General features: G+C 72.8%; 19 protein-coding genes. 9 read left to right on the top strand and 10 right to left on the bottom strand.

Going from position 1 to position 20,156, the window contains the following annotated elements; all coding sequences use genetic code 11:
* The first annotated feature begins 7 nt into the window (after nucleotides 1–7).
* A complete protein-coding gene (gene mscL, locus ACIG3E_RS13560) occupies nucleotides 8–505 on the top strand; it encodes a large conductance mechanosensitive channel protein MscL (protein WP_399615167.1) in 498 nt (165 codons plus the stop codon).
* A gap of 40 nt (nucleotides 506–545) precedes the next feature.
* On the opposite strand, the gene ACIG3E_RS13565 is transcribed toward mscL, so the two are convergent.
* A complete protein-coding gene (locus ACIG3E_RS13565) occupies nucleotides 546–764 on the bottom strand; it encodes a hypothetical protein (protein ID WP_399615169.1) in 219 nt (72 codons plus the stop codon).
* A gap of 401 nt (nucleotides 765–1,165) precedes the next feature.
* Here ACIG3E_RS13565 and ACIG3E_RS13570 point away from each other — a divergent pair, with 401 nt between their 5' ends.
* From ACIG3E_RS13570 to ACIG3E_RS13585, 4 genes are all read left to right on the top strand, one after another.
* Nucleotides 1,166–2,377 carry a low temperature requirement protein A gene (locus ACIG3E_RS13570; RefSeq protein ID WP_399615171.1) on the top strand — a complete coding sequence of 404 codons (1,212 nt, stop codon included), beginning with the start codon at nucleotides 1,166–1,168 and terminating at the stop codon, nucleotides 2,375–2,377.
* 76 nt (nucleotides 2,378–2,453) lie between these two features.
* Complete coding sequence (locus ACIG3E_RS13575; RefSeq protein ID WP_399615173.1) at nucleotides 2,454–3,536, top strand: P1 family peptidase; 1,083 nt, start codon at nucleotides 2,454–2,456, stop codon at nucleotides 3,534–3,536.
* A 237-nt stretch (nucleotides 3,537–3,773) separates the two neighbouring features.
* Nucleotides 3,774–5,006 carry an Ig-like domain-containing protein gene (locus tag ACIG3E_RS13580; protein ID WP_399615175.1) on the top strand — a complete coding sequence of 411 codons (1,233 nt, stop codon included), beginning with the start codon at nucleotides 3,774–3,776 and terminating at the stop codon, nucleotides 5,004–5,006.
* A 203-nt stretch (nucleotides 5,007–5,209) separates the two neighbouring features.
* Nucleotides 5,210–5,983 carry a DUF6227 family protein gene (locus ACIG3E_RS13585; protein WP_399615177.1) on the top strand — a complete coding sequence of 258 codons (774 nt, stop codon included), beginning with the start codon at nucleotides 5,210–5,212 and terminating at the stop codon, nucleotides 5,981–5,983.
* A 31-nt stretch (nucleotides 5,984–6,014) separates the two neighbouring features.
* Here ACIG3E_RS13585 and ACIG3E_RS13590 read toward each other — a convergent pair whose 3' ends face one another.
* The 6 genes from ACIG3E_RS13590 to ACIG3E_RS13615 form a co-directional block, all read right to left on the bottom strand.
* The gene (locus ACIG3E_RS13590; RefSeq protein WP_399615179.1) at nucleotides 6,015–6,272 is read right to left on the bottom strand and encodes a hypothetical protein; all 258 of its coding nucleotides are present in this window, start codon (nucleotides 6,270–6,272) and stop codon (nucleotides 6,015–6,017) included.
* Nucleotides 6,273–6,373: 101 nt separating this feature from the next.
* Nucleotides 6,374–6,766: a hypothetical protein gene (locus ACIG3E_RS13595; RefSeq protein ID WP_399615181.1), complete on the bottom strand. Its 393-nt coding sequence runs from the start codon at nucleotides 6,764–6,766 to the stop codon at nucleotides 6,374–6,376.
* A gap of 89 nt (nucleotides 6,767–6,855) precedes the next feature.
* The gene (locus ACIG3E_RS13600) at nucleotides 6,856–8,949 is read right to left on the bottom strand and encodes a fructose-specific PTS transporter subunit EIIC (RefSeq protein WP_399615183.1); all 2,094 of its coding nucleotides are present in this window, start codon (nucleotides 8,947–8,949) and stop codon (nucleotides 6,856–6,858) included.
* Between the two features lie 138 nt (nucleotides 8,950–9,087).
* Nucleotides 9,088–10,035, bottom strand: a complete 948-nt coding sequence (pfkB, locus tag ACIG3E_RS13605; protein WP_399615185.1) for a 1-phosphofructokinase — start codon at nucleotides 10,033–10,035, stop codon at nucleotides 9,088–9,090.
* On the bottom strand, nucleotides 10,032–10,799 hold the full coding sequence (locus tag ACIG3E_RS13610; protein WP_399615187.1) for a DeoR/GlpR family DNA-binding transcription regulator: 768 nt from the start codon (nucleotides 10,797–10,799) through the stop codon (nucleotides 10,032–10,034). Before ACIG3E_RS13610 ends, pfkB begins: the two co-directional genes overlap by 4 nt.
* A 413-nt stretch (nucleotides 10,800–11,212) precedes the next feature.
* Entirely contained in the window at nucleotides 11,213–12,751 is a 1,539-nt protein-coding gene (locus ACIG3E_RS13615) for an MFS transporter (RefSeq protein WP_399615189.1), read from the bottom strand.
* Nucleotides 12,752–12,867: 116 nt separating this feature from the next.
* On the opposite strand from ACIG3E_RS13615, the gene ACIG3E_RS13620 reads away from it, so the two are divergent.
* Nucleotides 12,868–13,845 (top strand): helix-turn-helix transcriptional regulator, encoded by a 978-nt coding sequence (locus tag ACIG3E_RS13620; RefSeq protein WP_399615191.1) that lies wholly within the window; start codon nucleotides 12,868–12,870, stop codon nucleotides 13,843–13,845.
* 154 nt (nucleotides 13,846–13,999) lie between these two features.
* On the opposite strand, the gene ACIG3E_RS13625 is transcribed toward ACIG3E_RS13620, so the two are convergent.
* The gene (locus ACIG3E_RS13625) at nucleotides 14,000–15,004 is read right to left on the bottom strand and encodes an RNA polymerase sigma factor RpoD/SigA (protein ID WP_399615193.1); all 1,005 of its coding nucleotides are present in this window, start codon (nucleotides 15,002–15,004) and stop codon (nucleotides 14,000–14,002) included.
* Between the two features lie 216 nt (nucleotides 15,005–15,220).
* Here ACIG3E_RS13625 and ACIG3E_RS13630 point away from each other — a divergent pair, with 216 nt between their 5' ends.
* From ACIG3E_RS13630 to ACIG3E_RS13640, 3 genes are all read left to right on the top strand, one after another.
* Nucleotides 15,221–15,757, top strand: a complete 537-nt coding sequence (locus ACIG3E_RS13630) for a GNAT family N-acetyltransferase (RefSeq protein ID WP_399615194.1) — start codon at nucleotides 15,221–15,223, stop codon at nucleotides 15,755–15,757.
* Nucleotides 15,758–15,805: 48 nt separating this feature from the next.
* A complete protein-coding gene (locus tag ACIG3E_RS13635) occupies nucleotides 15,806–16,915 on the top strand; it encodes a questin oxidase family protein (RefSeq protein ID WP_399615195.1) in 1,110 nt (369 codons plus the stop codon).
* A gap of 70 nt (nucleotides 16,916–16,985) precedes the next feature.
* Complete coding sequence (locus tag ACIG3E_RS13640; RefSeq protein ID WP_399615197.1) at nucleotides 16,986–17,519, top strand: MarR family winged helix-turn-helix transcriptional regulator; 534 nt, start codon at nucleotides 16,986–16,988, stop codon at nucleotides 17,517–17,519.
* Nucleotides 17,520–17,569: 50 nt separating this feature from the next.
* Here the strand turns inward: ACIG3E_RS13640 and ACIG3E_RS13645 are convergent, their stop codons facing one another.
* Nucleotides 17,570–19,090, bottom strand: coding sequence for an MFS transporter (locus ACIG3E_RS13645; protein WP_399615200.1), 1,521 nt, complete (start codon nucleotides 19,088–19,090; stop codon nucleotides 17,570–17,572).
* A gap of 257 nt (nucleotides 19,091–19,347) precedes the next feature.
* On the bottom strand, nucleotides 19,348–20,016 hold the full coding sequence (locus ACIG3E_RS13650; RefSeq protein ID WP_399615202.1) for a TetR/AcrR family transcriptional regulator: 669 nt from the start codon (nucleotides 20,014–20,016) through the stop codon (nucleotides 19,348–19,350).
* Nucleotides 20,017–20,156 lie beyond the last annotated feature (140 nt).

Genomic DNA, 20,156 nt, shown 5'->3' on the forward strand with positions numbered 1-20,156 from the left:
CCTAGTGGTGAGCGAGAAGAAGGAACCGAGCGTCTGGCAGGGCTTCAAGGCCTTCCTGACCCGCGGGAACGTCGTCGACCTGGCGGTCGCGGTCGTCATCGGCGCCGCGTTCACGAACATCGTGAACTCCGTCGTGAAAGGCGTTATCAACCCGCTGGTGGGCGCCTTCGGGACGAAGGATCTCGACCACTACAGCTCGTGTCTCAAGGACCCGTGCGTGGTGAAGAACGGCGAAGCCGTGAGCGGCATCCCGATCATGTGGGGCTCGGTGCTCAGCGCCACCCTCAGCTTCCTGATCACCGCGGCCGTCGTCTACTTCCTCATGGTCCTGCCGATGTCGAAGTACCTGGCCAAGCAGACGGCGCGCCAGGCGGCCAAGGAGGGCACGCAGGAGGTCATCGAGGTGACGGAGCTGGAGGTGCTCAAGGAGATCCGCGACGCCCTGGTCGCCCAGCGCGGCGCGAGCCCCGGCGAGACGGGGCAGAGCGGCGGCGACGCGCGCTAGCGGGGCCGCGGGCCCGCGCCGCGCGGGCGGCGGCGCGGGCTCAGATGTGGTGGGGCGGCTTCTCGTCCAGGAAGCGGGCGAGGTCGGCGGCGCTGTCGCCGCCCGCCGTCGGCCGCTCGCCCCAGCCGCGGTCCGAGTCGTCCGCGGACTGCTGCGACAGCGGATCGTCGAAGATCAGCGCGCTGGACGGCTTCTTGGGAGCCTGCCGGGGCGTGGCGCCCTCGGGGTCGCGCGGCTCAGGGGCGGGGGCGGTACTCATGCCTCCAGCGTACGTCCGCCTCCCCGGCCCCGACCCTTCGGTGACTGTGGCCCGGGATGCACGGGCCACACCCCGAGGCGTGACGAACCTGGCCCGGTCCATGGCGACCCCGGCCCGGCGCGTGACGGACCTGGCCCGAGCGGTGGTGACCACGGGCCAGCACGTCACGGACCCGGCCCGAGCCGCAGCGGCCACGGCCCAGCACGTCAAGGCCCCAGCCCAATCCGCAGCGGCCACGGCCCAGCGTGTGATGGGCACGGCCCGGTCCTCGACCCCGGCCCCGCGCGTGACCGCCGTGGCCCGGCGTGTGGTGGAAGGTCGTCGCCGCCCACCCGGGTGCTCCCGCCCCGACACGGCTCGACCCGGGCCGTCGGGCCGCCCGGCTCTGCTGTTCTTGCCCCATGACGTCCACTCCCTCCGCCGCGAGCCCGGCCCCCGCCTCCCCTCCCCCGCCGCTGCGCCCGATGGTCGCCCGCGGGCGGGAGGAGGCCCATCGCGCGGCGACACCGCTGGAGCTCTTCTTCGACCTGTGCTTCGTGGTCGCGGTCGCCCAGGCCGGGGTGCAGCTGGTGCACGCCGTGGCCGAGGGACACCCGGGCGACGGGGTCCTCAACTACGCGATGGTGTTCTTCGCGGTGTGGTGGGCCTGGATGAACTTCACCTGGTTCGCCTCGGCGTACGACAACGACGACTCGCTGTACCGCGTCGTGACCCTCCTCCAGATCGCCGGTGTCCTGGTGCTCGCGGCCGGGGTCTCGAAGGCCTTCGAGGAGCATCAGTTCCTGGCCCTCTGGCTCGGCTACCTGATCATGCGGCTCGCGCTGATCGCCCAGTGGCTGCGGGCGGCGGCCTCGACGACGGGCGACGAGCGGCGCACGGCACTGCGCTACGCGGCCGGGGTCGCGCTCTGCCAAGTGGGCTGGCTGGGCCTCCTCGTCCTGCCGGAGGGCGCCCGGTCGTGGACGTTCCTGGTGATGGCGATCGCCGAGATGGCCGTGCCGACGATCGCGGAGCGGGCGCGGACGACGCCGTGGCACCCGCACCACATCGCCGAGCGGTACGGCCTGTTCACGATCATCATGCTCGGCGAGACGATCTCCGCGGCGACGATCGCGGTGAAGTCGGGCATCGACGAGAACGACGCGCTCGGCGAGATGCTGCCCATCGCCGTCGGCGGACTCCTGTTGATCTTCTCCGCGTGGTGGATCTACTTCGTGGTGCCGATCCACGGCCACCTCCGCTCCAACCAGCAGGCGTTCCTCTGGGGCTACGGCCACTACGTGATCTTCGGTTCGGCCGCGGCGATCGGCGCGGGGATCGAGGTGGCGGTGGAGCAGGCGGTCGGCAAGGCCCACATCTCGGAGACGGCGGCGTCGGCGGCGGTGACGGTCCCGGCGGCGGTGTATCTGCTCGCGGTGTGGCTGTTGCACTCGCGCCACTTCAAGGTGGGGCTCGCGCAGCAACTGGTGCTTCCGGTGACGGCGGTCGCGATCCTGGCGTGCACGTTCGCGGGCCGCTGGGCGGTGCTCGCCGCGGGGATCGTGGCGGCGCTCGCGGTGGCGGTCGGGGTGACGCTGACGACCCGGATGGTGCGGTCCGAGCAGACTGCCTGACAGCGGCCGCAGAAGGGCGCCCATCCGTCCCGAACACCCGGTCCCCTCCGGCGAAGTCCGTGATACGCATGGCCGCATGACGACATCTGACGCACCTGGGGCAGGGACGCGGGACGGGTCGGACGGAGCGCTGACCGACGTCGCGGGGCTGCGGGTCGGGCACGCGGGCCGGGTGGGCGACGGCTGGCTCAGCGGGACGACCGTCGTGCTCGCGCCGGAGGGCGGGGCCGTGGCGGCCGTGGACGTGCGCGGCGGCGGCCCGGGCACCCGGGAGACGGACGCGCTCGACCCGCGGAACCTGGTCCAGCGGGTGGAGGCGGTCGTGCTGACGGGCGGCAGCGCGTACGGCCTGGAGGCCGCGACCGGAGTGATGGCCTGGCTGGAGGAGCAGGAGCGCGGGGTGCGGGTGGGGCCCGAGAGCGTGCACGTGGTGCCGGTGGTGCCCGCGGCGTGCGTGTTCGACCTGGGGCGCGGCGGCGCGTTCCGGGCGCGGCCCGACGCGGCGCTGGGGCGGGCGGCGGTGGAGGACGCGGCGGCGCGCCCGAGCGGTCACGCGATGGCCGAGGGCAATGTGGGCGCGGGCACCGGCGCGGTGGTGGGCGTACTCAAGGGCGGCGTCGGCACGGCGAGCACGGTCCTCGACTCGGGCGTCACGGTGGCCGCCCTGGTGGTGGCGAACGCGGCGGGGTCGGGGGTGGATCCGGCGACGGGGGCGTTGTACGGGCGGTTCTTCGAGGGGGCGCGGGTCGAGCTGCCCACGGCCGAGGTCCACGAGGCGGCCCGGCGGCGCCTGGCCGAGGCGGCGGCGCGCAACGGACGGCCGCCGTTGAACACCACGCTGGCCGTCGTCGCCACGGACGCCGAGCTCACCAAGGCCCAGGCGCAGAAGCTCGCGGGCACCTCGCACGACGGCATGGCGCGGGCCGTGCGCCCGGTGCACCTGCTGAACGACGGGGACACGGTGTTCGCCCTGGCCACCGGCGAGCACCAGCTCGACGCCGCGAACCCCTTGGCGCTGAACGAGATCCTGGCGGCGGGCGCGGACATGGTGACGCGAGCGATCGTCAGGGCCCTCCTGGCAGCAGAACCAGTGGAAACCCCGGGCGGCACCTTCCCGTCCTACCGAAGCCTCTACGATCCCAGCCCGTCCGGCGTTTGAGGACGAGGCCCGAAGGGCCAACAAAGGGGGAAAGGGGCGAAGCCCCATATACAGCCCAGAACACCCCAAGTGCCGCCAAGGCAAAGGACCTTGAAAACAGCCGCGGGCGCAGCCATGTGCCAGCGCTCACACCCGCGCCCCGGAACCAATCCCCGGCCGGGCGACTCTTTACCCGTACTGGATCAGACCACGTACATACCAAGAACGTGCTGAACGCAGACCGAATGGGAGCAGCCCGTGACAACGCCGGACATTGCAGCGCAGCCTCAGCCCCGTCGCCGTCGGCGGGTCATGCTGGCGACCGCCGCGCTCGCGGCGGTCGGCGCGCTGACCCTGACGGCCTGCGGCGGTGACGCCGACGCCAAGGACGACAAGAAGTCCGGGGCGGCCAAGGACGCGTCCGGCGCCCAGATATCCATCTCCTCCAAGGACGGCGCGACCGACGCCTCGATCAACGCCACCGGCGTGAAGGTCAAGGACGGCAAGCTGACCAGCGTGAAGATGACGCAGGTGACGTCCGGCGCCGCGGTCGAGGGCTCCATATCCGCCGACGGCAGCACCTGGAAGCCCAAGGCGCAGCTGGAGCGCGGCACGAAGTACAAGGTCACCGCCAACGCCAAGGACGGCGAGGGCCGCCCGGCGACGGAGAACGCGACGTTCACGACGGTGTCGTCGGCGAACAGCTTCATCGGTTCGTACGCGCCGGACGGCGGCACCACCGTCGGCGTCGGCATGCCGGTGTCGTTCAACTTCGACAAGGCGATCACCAACAAGAAGGACGTGCAGTCGCACATCACGGTCACGTCCAGCAGCGGGCAGAAGGTCGTCGGCCACTGGTTCGGCAACCAGCGCCTGGACTTCCGGCCGCAGGAGTACTGGAAGGCCGGTTCCAAGGTCACGATGAAGATCGCCCTGGACGGCGTGAAGGGCGGCAACGGCATCACCGGCGTCCAGGACAAGACGGTCACCTTCACCATCGGCCGCAAGCAGGTCTCCACGGTCGACGTGGGCGCCAAGAAGATGACGGTCGAGCGGGACGGCAAGGTCCTCAAGTCCGTCCCGATCTCCGCGGGCAGCGCGCAGAACCCCACGTACAACGGCCAGATGGTGATCTCCGAGAAGTTCGTCCAGACGCGGATGAACGGCTCGACGGTCGGCTTCGGCGGGGAGTACGACATCAAGGACGTGCCGCACGCCATGCGTCTGTCGACGTCCGGCACGTTCATCCACGGCAATTACTGGAGCTCGCCCTCCATCTTCGGTAGCACCAATACCAGCCACGGCTGTGTGGGGCTCCAGGATGTGCAAGGGGCGCAGGGCGACACGATGGGCAAGTGGTTCTACGACAACTCGCTGATCGGTGACGTCGTGACGGTCAAGGGTTCGCCGGACAAGACCATCGCCCCCGACAACGGCCTGAACGGCTGGAACATGTCGTGGAGCCAGTGGACGGCGGGCAGCGCCGAGTGACGCGCGCCTGACGGACACGCCACAAAAGGGGCGCGCGTGGCGCCCCGAACGGCGCACTCAGGGCCTCAACGGAGCGAGCCGCACGGGAACTTGCCGTGCGGCTCGATCGTTTTCCTGTTCCCGGACATGATGTCGGACCCAGGGGCTACGGTATGCACGCACAAGGTGACATGCAGCAACGCCGGAAGCATCCGGGAGTATCCGTGAGCGTTCCGTACGAGACAGCGTACGAACCACCTGAGTCGCCCGAGCCCCTGACTCCAGAGGAGCACCTCGAGCGACTGCTCAGCCGCGCGCTGAACTCCTTCGACCTGCCGGACGACACCGTCCGGCGCCTGGAGCGGTCCCTGGCCTACGACAGCTCGCTGCACTCCGCGCACCACAGCGCGGGCCTGCACCGCGAGACGTACCGCCACACCTGGCTGCTCGCCGACGGCAGCGCGCTCACCCTCTGGGAGCTCGTGCACAACACAGGGCCCGACAGCCAGGCCCAGTACGAGCTGTATCTGGACGAGGAGGAGGCCGGAGTCGCCACCGCGCGCCTTCCGCTGCCGCCCGACACCCCGGCCGGGGACCTGCCGGTCGTGCTCCAGCTGACCGCCGCGCACGAGCCGCGGCACACGTACGTTCCGGACGACTCGGCCGACCACGCGCGCAGGCTGCTGCGCCGCGCCGAGAACCCGGCGAGCGTGGACCGCCCCGGCGAGGACATGGCGCGACTGCTGCGCGCGGCCTTCGCCCACCAGATCACCCAGGCCTTCGGCCGCTCCGGCCTCACCGGCGAGGCCCGGCTCGGCTTCTCGCTGTACGAGCACGCCTTCCTGCTCTTCGACGGCTCGGAAGTCAGCCTGTGGGAGGTCGAGCACACGGCGACGACCGACGGCCGCCACATGTGCGAGGTGTATGTGAGCGAGCGCGCGGCCCGCGCGGCGATGGAGCGGCGGGCCCGGGCGTTCCCGGTGACGCGCAGCCGCTAGCCGCTCGGGCACACCCGCACCCGAGCCGTGCTTAGTCGCGCCCCTTGCCGAACTGCCGTACCAGACCGGCGAAAGCGGCCCGCTCGGCCGCCGTCAGCTGCACGGACTCCGCGCCCGGCGGACCCGACTGGACGGGCAGTGAGCGCAGCGCGGGGCCGCCCGCGCCCGAGACCTGGGGTCCGGCCTCCCGGCCGCGGCGCAGCCGCAGGAAGGTCACGGCCCAGAGGGTGGTCACGGCGGCGAACAGCGCCACACTTGTCTGCTGAACGATCGAAGCACCGTCGAACATGCCGCTCAGTAGACAACAGCCGCCAGCCTAACAACAGGGGCGTTTATGGGACTTTGGCCTTGAAGTGACGCATCTCCCATTGGGCGGGGTGGATCCGGGCGTCAGGATTCCGGTTCGCGCTCGCCGGTGACCAGGCCCGCCATGCGTACGCAGATCGCGGGGAGTTCGGGGGCCTCCAGGTCCCAGTCCTCGGTGTCGACGCCCGCGAGCAGGCAGGACGCCCACAGCGTTGCGAGCAGTCGGGCGGCGACGTCGGCGCGGGCCGGGCTGGCGGCGGGGGCCTGGCGGCGGACGGCGTGCGCGGCGTACTCGATCAGGGAGGGTTCGAGCAGCCAGCGAATGCCCGCGCCGGTCTCGATGAGGAAGCCGGAGTAGACGGCGAGGAAGACGCGGTCGCTCTCCGTGGGCCGGTGGAGGCCGGCCCGGGCCTGCTCGGTGAGTTCGGTGACCATGCCGAGCAGGCTGCTGAGGTGGCTCTGCTGAAGCTGACTCACGGTGGCCCCCACGGGTGTGGCCCGTGCCCGGGCGCCCATGCCGCAGTACCAGCAGTATGCCCACGCGAGGGGGGCCGGGGAACGTCCGGTCAGACGGCGACCGGAACCCGCGGCTCGTCCGCCGTGTCCCGCTCGGGAGCGGCGGCCGTCCTCCGGGCGCTCTTGAGCAGCACCACCACGGCCGTCGACACGCAGACGCCCGCGGCGATCGCGAGCACGTACAGCAGCGGTCGGCCGATCAGCGGCACCACGAAGACACCGCCGTGCGGGGCGCGCAGCGTACAGCCGAACGCCATCGACAGGGCGCCCGTGACCGCGCCGCCCGCCATGGAGGCGGGGATGACCCGCAGCGGGTCCGCGGCCGCGAAGGGGATCGCGCCCTCGGTGATGAAGGAGGCGCCGAGGAACCAGGCCGCCTTGCCGTTCTCCCGCTCGGCCGGGGTGAACAGGCGGCCCCGGAGGGTCGTCGCGAGCGCCATCGCGAGCGGCGGCACCATGCCCGCGGCCATCACGGCGGCCATCACCTTCAGCGAGCCGTCGGTGGGGTGGGTGAGGCCGCCGACGGCGAAGGCGTACGCGACCTTGTTGAGCGGGCCGCCGAGGTCGAAGCACATCATCAGGCCGAGGATCACGCCCAGGATGACGGCGTTGGCGCCGGACAGGCCCTCCAGCCAGTCGGTCAGGGCACTCTGCAGCGAGGCGATGGGCTTGCCGACGACGAGGAACATCAGGAAGCCGACGACCGCGGCGGAGACCAGCGGGATCACCACCACCGGCATGATGCCGCGCAGCACGGCGGGGATGCGGATCCGCTGGATGCCCATGACCACGGCGCCCGCGAGCAGCCCGGCCGCGATGCCGCCGAGGAAGCCCGCCTTGATGGTGACGGCGACCGAACCGCCGACGAAGCCAGGGACGAGGCCCGGCCGGTCGGCCATGCCGTACGCGATGTAGCCCGCGAGGACGGGCACCAGGAAGGCGAAGGCGAGGCCGCCGGTCTGGAAGAGCAGGGCCGCCCAGCTGGTGTGGTCGGTCCAGGCGAAGTGCTCCGCGACCGACGGGGCCTTGTCGATCTTCCAGCCGCCGATGGCGAAGCCGAGCGCGATGAGGAGGCCGCCCGCGGCGACGAACGGCACCATGTAGCTGACGCCGGACATCAGCCACTTGCGCAGCTTGGTGGCGTAGCTGTCGCCGCTGTCGCCCGCGCCCTCGACCGGGCTCGGGCGGGCCGGGGCCGCGACCTCACCGCGGGCGGCCTTCTCCCGTGCTTCCGCGATGAGTTCGGCGGGGCGGTTGATGCCCGCCTTGACGCCGACGTCGACGGTGGGCTTGCCCGCGAAGCGGGGCTTGTCCCGTACGGGGACGTCGTGGGCGAAGATCACCGCGTCGGCCCGCTCGACGGTCGCGGGGTCGAGGCGGGTGAAGCCCGCGGAGCCCTGGGTCTCGACGGTGAGCTCGACGCCTGCCGCGCGGGCGGCGTTCTCCAGCGCCTCGGCGGCCATGTAGGTGTGGGCGATGCCGGTGGGGCAGGAGGTGACGGCGACGATACGGAAGCGCTCGGTCCCGCCCTCCGCCGGGGGCTCGCCCGCCTTGGGCTCACCTGCCGGGGGCTCGCCCGCCTTGGGCTCGTCCACCCTGGGCTCACCCGCCGGGGGCGCGTCCGCCGGGGCCTCGTCCGTCTGGGCCTCGGTGGTGTCCGGGTGCTCGGCGTCGGCGGCTGTGGGGGCCCGGTCGCCCCGGATCAGCGCCGCCGCGTCCGCCGCCGAGGTCACCGCGCGCAGGGCCGCCGTGAACTCCGCGTCCATCAACTGCCGTGCCAAGGAGGACAGGATCGTCAGATGGGCATCGTCCGCGCCGGTGGGGGCCGCGATGAGGAAGACGAGGTCGGCGGGGCCGTCGGGGGCGCCGAAGTCGATGCCCGCCGTGCTGCGGCCGAAGGCCAGGGTGGGCTCGGTGACGTGGGCGCTGCGGCAGTGCGGGATGCCGATGCCGCCGTCGAGGCCGGTGGGCATCTGGGCCTCGCGGGCGGCCACGTCGACGAGGAAGCCGTCCAGGTCGGTGACGCGGCCGAGGGCCACCATGCGCTCGGCGAGGGCGCGGGCCGCCGCCTCCTTGGTGGTGGCGGTCCTGTCGAGGTCGAGATCGACCAACTCCGCGGTGATCATGGCGTGGTTCTCGCTCATCGCGGGCTCCTTTGCGCGCGGACGGCCCGGGGACACGGGCGAGGAAGGGGACGGGCGGCGGGCCCGGTCAGGGCGGGGTCAGGACGGGACGGGGTCAGGCGGCGGGCCCGGTCAGGGCGGGGTCAGGACGGGACGGGGTCAGGCGGCGGGCTCGGTCAGGGCGAGGTCGAGCGGCACCTGGTCGGTGACGGTGACGGCGTCCGGGGCGAGGTCGGACGGGGTGGGCATGAGGCTGCCGGGCAGCTGGACCGCGGCGGCGCCGTGCGCGACGGCGGCGGCGAGGGCGCGCGGCCCGGTGCCGCCCGCGACGAGGAGACCGGCGAGGGAGCTGTCGCCCGCGCCCACGTCGCTGCGTACGGCGTCGACGCGGGCGTGCCCGAAGTACGCGCCCGAGTCGTCGACGAGGAGTTGGCCGTCGGCGCCGAGGCTGGCGAGGACGGCGCGGGCGCCGCGCTCGCGCAGCTCGTCGGCGGCCTTGAGGGCGTCGCCGACGGTGGCGAGGGGGCGGCCGACGGCTTCGGCGAGCTCCGCGGCGTTCGGCTTGACGACGTCCGGGCGTCCCGCGAGGGCGGCGAGGAGGGCCGGGCCCGAGGTGTCGAGGGCGATCCGGGCCCCGGCGGCGTGGCAGCGGTCGGCCAGGTCCGCGTACCAGGACGGGGGAAGGCCGCGCGGGAGGCTGCCGCAGCAGGCGATCCAGTCGGCGCGGGCGGAGTGCGCGGCGACGGCGGCGAGCAGGGCCTCGCTCTCCGCCGCGGTGAGCTCGGGGCCGGGGGCGTTGATCTTCGTGAGGGTGCCGTCCGGTTCGGCCACGGAGATGTTCGAACGGGTGGCGCCGGTGACCGGGACCGGGGCGAGGTCGATGCCCTGCTCGTCGAGGAGCTGGGCGACGAGGGCGCCGGGGGCGCCGCCGAGCGGGAGGACGGCGAGGGTGGGCACGCCCGCGGCGGCGACCGCGCGGGAGACGTTGACCCCCTTGCCGCCCGGGTCCATGCGGTCGCCGGTGGCGCGGACGACGGCGCCGCGGGTGAGGGCGGGGACGTCGTAGGCACGGTCGAGGGAGGGGTTCGGGGTGACGGTGAGGATCATGCGCGCACCACTTCCGTGCCCGCGCGCTCGATGGCGGCGGCGTCGTCGGGGCTGAGGCCCGTGTCCGTGATCAGCAGGTCCACGTCGGCGAGGTCGCCAAAGCGGGCGAAGTGCTCCTGGCCGTACTTGCCGCTGTCGGCGAGCAGGACGACGCGGCGGGCGGCGGCGACGGCGGCGCGCTTGACGGCGGCCTCGGCGAGGTCGGGGGTGGTCAGGCCGTGCGCGGCCGAGAAGCCGTTCGCGGCCAGGAAGAGGACGTCGGCGCGGATCTCCGCGTACGCGCGCAGGGACCAGGCGTCCACGGCGGCGCGGGTGCGGTGCCGCACGCGGCCGCCGACCAGGTGGAGCTGGATGCCCGGGTGGTCGGCGAGGCGGGCGGCGGTGGGCAGGCTGTGGGTGACCGCGGTGAGGGCGGACTCCAGGGGGAGCTGGGCGGCCAGGCGGGCGACGGTGGAGCCCGCGTCGAGGATGACCGTGCCGGTGCCGTCGGCGGGGAGCTCGGTGAGGGCGGCGCGGGCGATGCGGTCCTTCTCGTCGGCGGCGGTGCCCTCGCGCTCCGCGAGGTCCGGCTCGAAGTCCAGGCGGCCCGCCGGGATCGCGCCGCCGTGCACGCGGCGGAGCAGGCCCGCGCGGTCCAGGGCCTTCAGGTCGCGGCGGATGGTCTCGGCGGTGACCTGGAACTCGGCGGCGAGCGAGAGGACGTCGACGCGGCCGCCCTCCCTCGCCAGGCGCAGGATCTCCTGCTGGCGCTCTGGCGCGTACATGGCTCGGGGCCTCCTGCTTGTGCCCGGGTGTGTGGGTTCTCTTGGATCGTATGGGCTCTCCGGGCGGAAGTAAACAGGATCGGGCACCACCTGGACACAAACGGGCCCCGCCTGGCCCCGGGGCGGGGGCCTTGGCGGGGCCTCGGTTGAAACGGTTGCCCGGCACCTGGGCACAGCCGGAAGCCCGGCCCCGGCGGACCGCGACGCCGCGCCACGCGCGGCCGGGCGGGCCCACCCACCCGCCCCCACCCAGTCCGACGAACCCGGAGAGATGGGCGGGCAAGAAAGAACCCGCCGCGGTGGCGACGGGCAGTGGGGACGCCAGGCAAGGCACTTCGCGTCGGGGCCGTGCCTGGCGGAAGCCGGGGAGTCACGGGCGGGCGGGTGGGAGAGAGGCCCACCCGCCCCGCGGCTCAGGAGGTGAGCACCGGCTCACGGTCGGAGGCCTGGGGGGCCTCCGGCGCGTCGAGGGACTCGGCGCCCTCCACGTGTTGGGCAGGCTTTCGCGGCAGCCCCAGCATCAGCACGAAGATGACGGCGAGGACGCCGAAGACCCACCACAGGGCGTTCTGGAAGCCGTGGGCGAACTCCGCGGCGACCCGCTGCGGCACCACGTTCTCGTCCATGACGCCGAAGAAGACCACGGACACCAGGCCGAGCCCGAGCGCGTTGCCCATCTGCTGCACGGTGTTGATGAGGCCGGACGCGGAGCCCGCGTGCTCGCGCGGGACCTCGGAGAGCACCGCGTCCGTCAGCGGGGCCACGATGAGGCCCATGCCGACGCCCATCACCACCAGGGGAAGCGCCATCTGCCAGGGCGCGATGTCCGCGCCGTACCGACCGGCCTCCCAGATGTAGATGAGGACGCCCGCGGCCATGGCGAGGGCACCCGCCTGGAGGACCTTGCGGCCGAAGCGCGGCACCAGCTTCTGCACGGAGATGCCCGCGGCGGCGGACACGGCGATGGAGAAGGGCACCCCGGTCAGACCCGCGCGCAGCTCACTCCAGCCGAGGCCGACCTGCATGTACATGGTCCAGACGAGGAAGAAGATGCCCAGCGAGACGCCGAACACGGTCTGCACGGCGATGCCCGCGGCGAAGCTGCGCACCTTGAACAGGGACAGCTCCACGAGCGGCGAACCGTCCCTGGCGGCCTTGCGCCGCTCGTAGGCGACGAGCACGCCGAACACGACGACCGCGCCCGCCATCATCGCGTAGCCCCACAGCGGCCAGCCCAGCTCGCGGCCGCGCGTCAGCGGGTACAGGAGCATCAGCAGACCGGCGGTGACCAGGACGACGCCGACGAGGTCGAGCCGCAGCGCGCGCGGCGCCTTGGACTCGGTGATGAACTTCCGCCCGAGCAGCAGGCCCGCGATGCCGACCGGCAGGTTGATCAGGAAGATCGGGCGCCATTCGAGACCGAAGAGGTTCCACTCCGTCAGGAGCGCGCCGAGCAGCGGCCCGGACACCGCGCCGAGACCCACCACCATGCCGAACAGGCCGAAGACCTTGCCGCGCTCGTGCGCGGGGAACGTGGCGTGCACGATCGAGAGGACCTGCGGCACCATCAGCGCGGCCATCGAGCCCTGGAGGATGCGGGACGCGACCAGCATCTCCGGGTTCGCGGCGAAGCCGCACAGCGCCGAGGCGACGGTGAAGCCCGTGATGCCGATGAGGAATATCTTCTTGCGGCCGTAGATGTCGCCGAGCCGTCCGCCGGTGATGAGGCCCGCGCCGAGCGCGAGCGCGTATCCGGCGGTGATCCACTGGATCTGGCTGAACGTGGCGCCCGCGTCGCGCTGGATGGAGGGGATCGCGATGTTCACGATCGTCACGTCGACGAGGTCCATGAAGGCGGCCGTCATCACGATCGCGAGGGCGAACCACCGACGGCGGTCGGACGGTGTCTCCGGGGACGGAGCAGCCGCGGCGGGGGTGCTGGGAGAAGTCATGCCGTGAGGCTAGAGGTCATATAGGTCAGCTCATGACCTAGTTCTCCGGGACCATGAGAGCACGTTCCCGGCAGACGGTTCCCGGTGAACGCACGACCACGGCGGCGGGAGACCCCATGACCACGGACACACCGGCACGGCTCCTTCAGCTGCTCTCGCTGCTCCAGACCCCGCGCGAATGGCCCGGCGGCGAGCTGGCGGGGCGCCTCGGGGTCTCGCGCCGCACGGTGCGCAGGGACGTCGACCGGCTGCGAGAGCTCGGCTATCCCGTGCGGGCCACGCAGGGCTCCAGCGGCGGCTACCGGCTCGTCGCGGGCAAGGCCATGCCGCCCCTCGTCCTGGACGACGAGGAGGCCGTGGCCATCGCGGTGGGGCTGCGCGCCGGGGCCGGGCACGCCGTCGAGGGCGTCGAGGAGGCGTCGGTGCGGGCCCTCGCCAAACTGGAGCAGGTCCTGCCGTCCCGGCTGCGCCACCGGGTGTCCGCCCTCGGCGCCGCGACGATGTCGCTGACCAGCGGGGACGGGGCGCGCATCGCACCGGAGACGCTGACGGTGATCGCGTCGGCGACGGCCGCGCACGAACAGCTGCGGTTCGCCTACGAGGCCAAGGACGGCACCCCGTCGAGGCGCCTGACCGAGCCGCACCGCCTGGTGTCCACGGGGCGGCGCTGGTACCTGGTGGCGTTCGACCTGGAGCGGCAGGACTGGCGTACGTTCCGCGTGGACCGGGTGTCGGAGCCGTTCCCCACGGCGGTGCGGTTCGCTCCGCGGATGCTGCCGGGCGGGAGCGCGGACGCCTATGTGCGCCGCAGCGTGCTCGCGCGGCGGCCGGAGTCCTCGGCGTACGAGGTGGACGTGGAGTTCCACGCCCCGCTGGACCGGGTGCGGGGGCGGCTGCCCGCCGCCCTCGGTGAGCTGGCCGCGGTCGGCGACGACCGCTGTCGGCTGCGCGGGACGGTGACCGAGCCCGTGGAGTGGGTGGCGGGCCGCCTCGTCTGGGTCGAGTGCGACTTCACCGTGCGCGGGCCGGAGCAGTTGGTGTCCCGCGTACGGGACTTGGGGCGTCGGTTCGGTGCGGCGGTGGACCGGACCTGACGCCGGGGCTCGGCGCCGGGCCGGGGCCGAGCAGGGCCGGGGCCGAGCAGAGCCAGGGCCGAGCAGGGCCAGGGCCGAGCAGGGCCAGGGCCGAGCAGGGCCGGGCGCGGGCGGGCCGGGCCCGCCCGGTGCCGCTCGGCGGCGGGGCCCCGGGTTAGGCCGCCGCGTCGAAGCCCGTGTCGCGCGCCAGCTTCTTCAGTTCGAGCAGGGCGTGCTTCTCTATCTGGCGGATGCGCTCGCGGGTCAGGCCGTGCTCCTTGCCGACCTCCGTGAGCGTGCGCTCGCGGCCGTCGTCGATGCCGTACCGCATCTTGATGATGGAGGCGGTGCGCTGGTCGAGGCGGCCGATGAGGTCGTCGAGCTCCTCACTGCGCAGGAGCGTGAGGACGGACTGCTCGGGGGAGACCGCCGAGGTGTCCTCCAGGAGGTCGCCGAACTGGGTCTCGCCCTGGTCGTCCACCGGCATGTTCAGCGAGACGGGGTCGCGGGCCCAGTCGAGGACGTCCGTGACGCGCTCGGGGGTCGACGCCAGCTCGGCGGCGATCTCGGTGGCCTCCGGCTCACGGCCGTGCTCGCGGTTGAACTCGCGCTGCACGCGGCGGATCCGGCCGAGCTCCTCCACCAGGTGCACGGGCAGCCGGATGGTGCGGGACTGGTCGGCGATGGAGCGGGTGATGGCCTGGCGGATCCACCAGGTCGCGTACGTGGAGAACTTGAAGCCCTTGGCGTAGTCGAACTTCTCGACCGCGCGGACCAGGCCCGCGTTGCCCTCCTGGATGAGGTCGAGCAGGGGCAGGCCGCTGCGCGGATAGCGGCGGGCGACGGCGACCACCAGGCGGAGGTTCGACCGGATGAAGACGTCCTTGGCGCGCTCGCCGTCGGCGACGAGGGCGCGCAGCTCCGCCTCGGAGGCGGTCACGGCCGACTTCTCCTCGACCTCGCCCGCGAGGATCTTCTCGGCGTAGACACCCGCCTCGATGATCTGGGACAGCTCGACTTCCTTCGCGGCGTCGAGCAGGGGTGTGCGCGCTATCTCGTCGAGGTACATGCCGACCAGGTCGCGGTCGGCGATCTCGCCGCCTGAAGCGCGAACACTGCGTGCCGCGTCGGTCTCGCCGGTGTCGGCGGACTTGCGACGGGCGACGGCACGGGTTGCCATGCGTGCTCCCTTGCGTGGTTGTCACTGGTCGGTCCGGCGGTGACCCGTGGTGGCGGGCGGGCCGGGCGGTCCGGTATGGACCTGTGGTGGACGGCACACCCTCCCAGGTGCCCCGCATCCGATGGATACAACGACTGGAATCCGGACAGAATTCCCAACCCGCGCGTCCATTTTCCTGATCATGCAGTACCCTGTGCCGCCACACGAGGAGGCCGGATGCCGCAGGAACCCGTAGAGGTGCAGGTCAGGCCGGGCGAAGAGGCGGACATCGAGGCCCTCACGGAGATCTACAACCACTACGTCCGTGAGACGGCCGTCACATTCGACACCGTCCCGTTTCTGCCGGAAGAGAGACGCCGTTGGCTGCTCTCCCACCCCAAAGACGGCCCGCACCGCCTGATGGTTGCCCAGACTGGCAATTCGGGGAAACCTGACATTCTCGGCTATGCCACGTCGGGGCCGCTGCGCGCCAAGCCCGCGTACTCCACCTCCGTGGAGGTCAGCGTCTACTGCGACCCGCGGGCGGCCGGGCGCGGCGTCGGCACCCTGCTCTACCGCGCCCTCTTCGCCGCCCTGGAGGGCGAGGACCTGCACCGGGCGTACGCGGGCATCGCGCTGCCCAACGCGGCATCGGTGCGGCTGCACGAACGGTTCGGCTTCCGGCACATCGGTACGTACGCGGAAGTCGGCCGGAAGTTTCACCGCTACTGGGACGTGGCCTGGTACGAGCTGCCCCTAGGGCCAAGGGACTAGTTCCGCAGACCGTTCCTGGTGGCCGGTCGGCGCGCCTAGCGTGCCGCCATGAACGAGATCAGCGGCACCTCCGGCGCGCCCTCCCCCGGCTCCGGCTCCCGTTCCGGTTCCGGCCCCGACTCCGGCGGCGTCCTCGACGAAGCCCTCCAGCGCCTGCACGCGAGCGGCCCCGAGCGGGTCGTGCGCCTCACCAACCACGGCCCGATGGCCGTGGAGTCCCTGGTCCACAACGGCCAGGCCCACACCGTGCACCGCTGGCTCGACCACTACCGCCACAAGCTGGAGGACATGCCCGCGCGCGTGGCCCCCATCGGCGACGACGACTGGCGCGCGGCCCTCGGCGACCCGCGCCGGGCCGCCGACTGGATCGACCACTTCGCCCGCGCCCTGGCCGAGCGGCCCTGGCGCGAGGTGCTCGCCGCCTGGTGGCCGGTGCTGCTTCCCGGCATCGCGGGCGGCTCCACGCACCCGGTGATCCGCGTCGGGCACGCCGTGCGCGGCCTCACCGCGCCGGGCGGTCAGACCGCGCCCCGCGTCGCCGAGCTGGCGCACGGCCTCGGCTACTGGGCGGCCCGGCACACCCCGCTGCCGCCGCGCGCCCCCCGCGCCCTGCCGACGGCGGCCGACGCCGCCGCCGCGCTCGCCGCCGTGGAGCGCGTCCCGGTCCAGGACGGGGGGCTTCCGGACCGCTTCGCGCAGCTGGCCTCCGTACCGGAGTGGCCCGCGGTCCCGGCCACCGACCCGGACGCGGCGCGCGCCCGCCTCGCCGACCTGGTCACCGCGGCCGTGCACCGGTACGCCACCCACGGCCACGCCGACCCGATCATGCTGGTGCACGCGGCGACCGCGCCGAACGCCGTCCTGCGCACTCTGCCCGCGCTCCCCCGCGCCCTGTGGCCCGCGTCCCTGGAGGCGGCCTGGGCGGCGAGCGCCGCCGTCACCGCCGCCTACGGCCCGGCGGCCCCGGCGCCCGCCGACGAGCTGCGCGCCGCGTATCGCGAGGCCGGGCGCAGCACCTTCGACGAGGTCTTCGCGCGGGCCGCGGCGCACGGCGACGACCACACGATCAAGTTCGCGGACACCGCCCTGGACGTCGGCGACGAGCGGGCGCGCGCGGCCGCGCTGCGGGGCGTGGAGCTCAACCCGCCCGCCCTCTGAGCGCGTTCGCCACGCCCCGGCAGCGGACACCCTTGCCGGGGGCACAGGAAAGGCTCGTACAGTGGGTTACATGGACAGGCCATCCACCGAGGCACGGGACGCCGCCGGGGAGCCCGCCGCCGGGCCGCGCTGGCTCGACGACGAGGAGCAGCGCACCTGGCTCGCGTACATCCACGCCTCCACGCTCCTGGAGGACTACCTCGACCGGCAGCTCCAGCGCGACGCGGGCATGCCCCATCTCTACTACGGGCTCCTGGTGCAGCTCTCGGCCGCGCCGCGGCGCCGGATGCGGATGACGGAGCTGGCCCGCGACTCCAAGATCACCCGGTCCCGGCTCTCGCACGCGATCGCGCGCCTGGAGCGCGGCGGCTGGGTGCGGCGCGAGAACTGCCCGACCGACAAGCGCGGGCAGTTCGCGATCCTGACCGAGGAGGGCCAGGAGGTGCTGCGGCAGACCGCGCCCGGCCATGTGGAGGCGGTGCGCCAGGCGCTCTTCGACCGGCTCACCACGGAACAGCAGAAGTCCCTCGGCGAGATCATGCGGATCGTCGCCGAGGGACTTCAGCCGAAGGAGGCGGGGGCGGACCTGCCCTGGCTCCGCTGACCCCGGCCGGGGTGCGGACGCCAGGGCGGTTCAGACCCCGCGCGGGGGCGTCAGTGCGCCACCACCGGGATCTTCACCTCGTCCTCGACGCCGTCGCCGGAGGCCGTCTGGCCGTTCTGGGCGCCGGTGTTGATGAGCACGGCGGCGATCACCGCGGACGCGGCGAGGATGCCGACCGCCCACCAGATGGCGGCGGTGTAGCCCTCCACCATGGACTGCGCGGCGAGCAGCTTCTGCGCCGCCGGGGTGGTCGCGGAGGCCGCGTGGTCCTCGATGTACGCCGTGGTCGCGGAGGCCGCGATGGTGTTCAGCAGGGCCGTGCCGATGGCGCCGCCGACCTGCTGCGAGGTGTTGACCATCGCGGAGGCGACACCGGCGTCACGCGGCTCGACGCCGTGCGTGGCGAGCGACATGGCGGGCATGAACGCCGTACCCATGCCGAGGCCGAGCAGCAGCTGCGCGGGCATGATCAGACCGGCGTACGAGGTGTCGACCTCCAGCTGCGTCAGGAGCAGCATGCCGACGGCGGCGACCAGGAAGCCCGGGGCCATCAGGAAGCGCGGGGGCACGCGGATCATCAGGCGGGTGCCGATCTGCGTGGAACCCGTGATCATGCCCGCGATCATCGGCAGGAACGCGAAGCCCGTCTTGACCGGCGAGTAGCCCTTCACGATCTGCAGGTAGTACGTGAGGAACAGGAACAGGCCGAACATCGAGATGATCGCGAGGCCGAGCGACAGGTAGACGCCGCCGCGGTTGCGCTCGGTCAGGACGCGCAGCGGGAGCAGCGGGTGCTTGACCTTGGCCTCGGTGAGGACGAAGGCGGCGAGCAGCACGACGGACGCGACGAACATCGCGATGGTCACGCCGTCCGACCAGCCCTCGGACTCGGCGCGGGTGAAGCCGTAGACGAGCGCGACCAGGCCGAGCGTCGACAGGAACACGCCGGGGATGTCCAGCGGCGAGCGGTTGCGGCCGCCCTCGGGCTCACGGATCACGAAGTAGGCACCGGCGGCGGCGACGATCGCGAAGGGGATGTTCACGAAGAACGTCCAGCGCCAGTTCAGGTACTCGGTGAGGAAGCCGCCGAGGATCAGGCCGACGGCGCCACCGCCACCGGCGATCGCGCCGTAGATGCCGAACGCCTTGGCGCGCTCCTTGGCCTCGGTGAACATCACCGCGAGCAGGGAGAGCGCGGCGGGCGCGAGCAGCGCGCCGAACACGCCCTGGAGGGCGCGGGCGCCGAGCATCATCGCCTCGCCGGTCGCGGCGCCGCCGAGCGCGGAGGCCGCGGCGAAGCCGATGAGGCCGGTGACGAAGGTGCGCTTACGGCCCCAGAGGTCGGCGATGCGGCCGCCGAAGAGCAGCAGGCCACCGAAGGCGAGGGCGTAGGCGGTGATGACCCACTGCTTGTTGCCCTCGGATATGCCGAGGTCCTCCTGGGCGGAGGGCAGCGCGATGTTCACGATGGTCGCGTCGAGGACGACCATCAGCTGGGCGAGCGCGATGAAGACCAGGGCCTTCCAGCGCTTTGGGTCCGGAGCGAGTGATGTGACGGGTGATGCAGACATGGGTGAAGCCACCTAGAGACGCAGGAGTGAACGAGGCGAGTGCTGATTCAGGCGTAGTCGGCGAATGCTGATTCAGACGTGGTCACGGAGTCGGGCACGGTCACGGGGTTCGGGCACGGAGTGCTGGCACGGCCCCAGGAGACACCGGGCGGTCGGGACGGCACATGGGCCGCGGGCGTGAGGCCGACTCGTCCCTTGGTCCCCGGTCCGTGGAACGGGGCGGTGGAGAGCCGGGGCCGCGGACGGCCGTCACCTGGTCAGTCGGCCTTCTGGCGTAGGTCCTCCAAGGTCGCGGGGTGTCCGGGGAGCTGGGAGCGTGCCGGTGCCATGAGGCCGTCCAGGAACAGCTGGAGATGGCGGTGCACGAACCGGTCGAAGTCGAGGAGGCAGCCGCCGGACCCCGGCAGCGGCCGGGTGAGCTGCGACAGGGCGATCACCACGTCCGCGACACCGATGTCGGGACGCAGCTGGCCGACCGCGCGGGCACGGTCCATGAGCCCCTGCACCGCGCTCTCCACGCGCAGCCGGGCCGCGTGCAGTTCGGGGTGCTCGGGGTCGAGGGCCTCGGAGACGATCGGGCACAGGGCGCCGATGCGCTCGTCCACCGCGGCGTGCGCGAAGCCGCGCAGCGCCTCGAAGGCGCTGTCCGGCTCCGCGTCGACGGCCACGATGGCCTCCTCGGCCAGGACCGAGACGCGGTCGGTGACGAAGAGCAGGACGTGGTGCACCAGCTCGCCGCGGTCGGGGAAGTGACGGTAGACCGTGGCGTTGCCGACGCCCGCGCGGCGCGCGATCTCGTCGAGCGGTACGTCGGCGCCGTGCTGCACGAACATGTCGCGCGCGGCGGCGACGATCCGCTCCCGGTTGCGCAGGGCGTCGGCCCGCGGTCGCGGTGCGGTGCGCTGCGCGGCGGTGGCGGTGGACACGGCGGAGTCTCCTCGAAGCGGTCAAAGGCCTCAGGTTCGCAGGGTCCCGGGTGGCGGGTCCAACGAATTTCCCGGCGGGAGCTGAGGTGCGCGATCCGGGGAGTGGATCCCCGTTTCACTCGGACACCGGTCTAAACGGG

The sequence above is a fragment of the Streptomyces sp. NPDC053474 genome, from assembly GCF_044544845.1.
Taxonomy (GTDB): Bacteria; Actinomycetota; Actinomycetes; order Streptomycetales; family Streptomycetaceae; genus Streptomyces.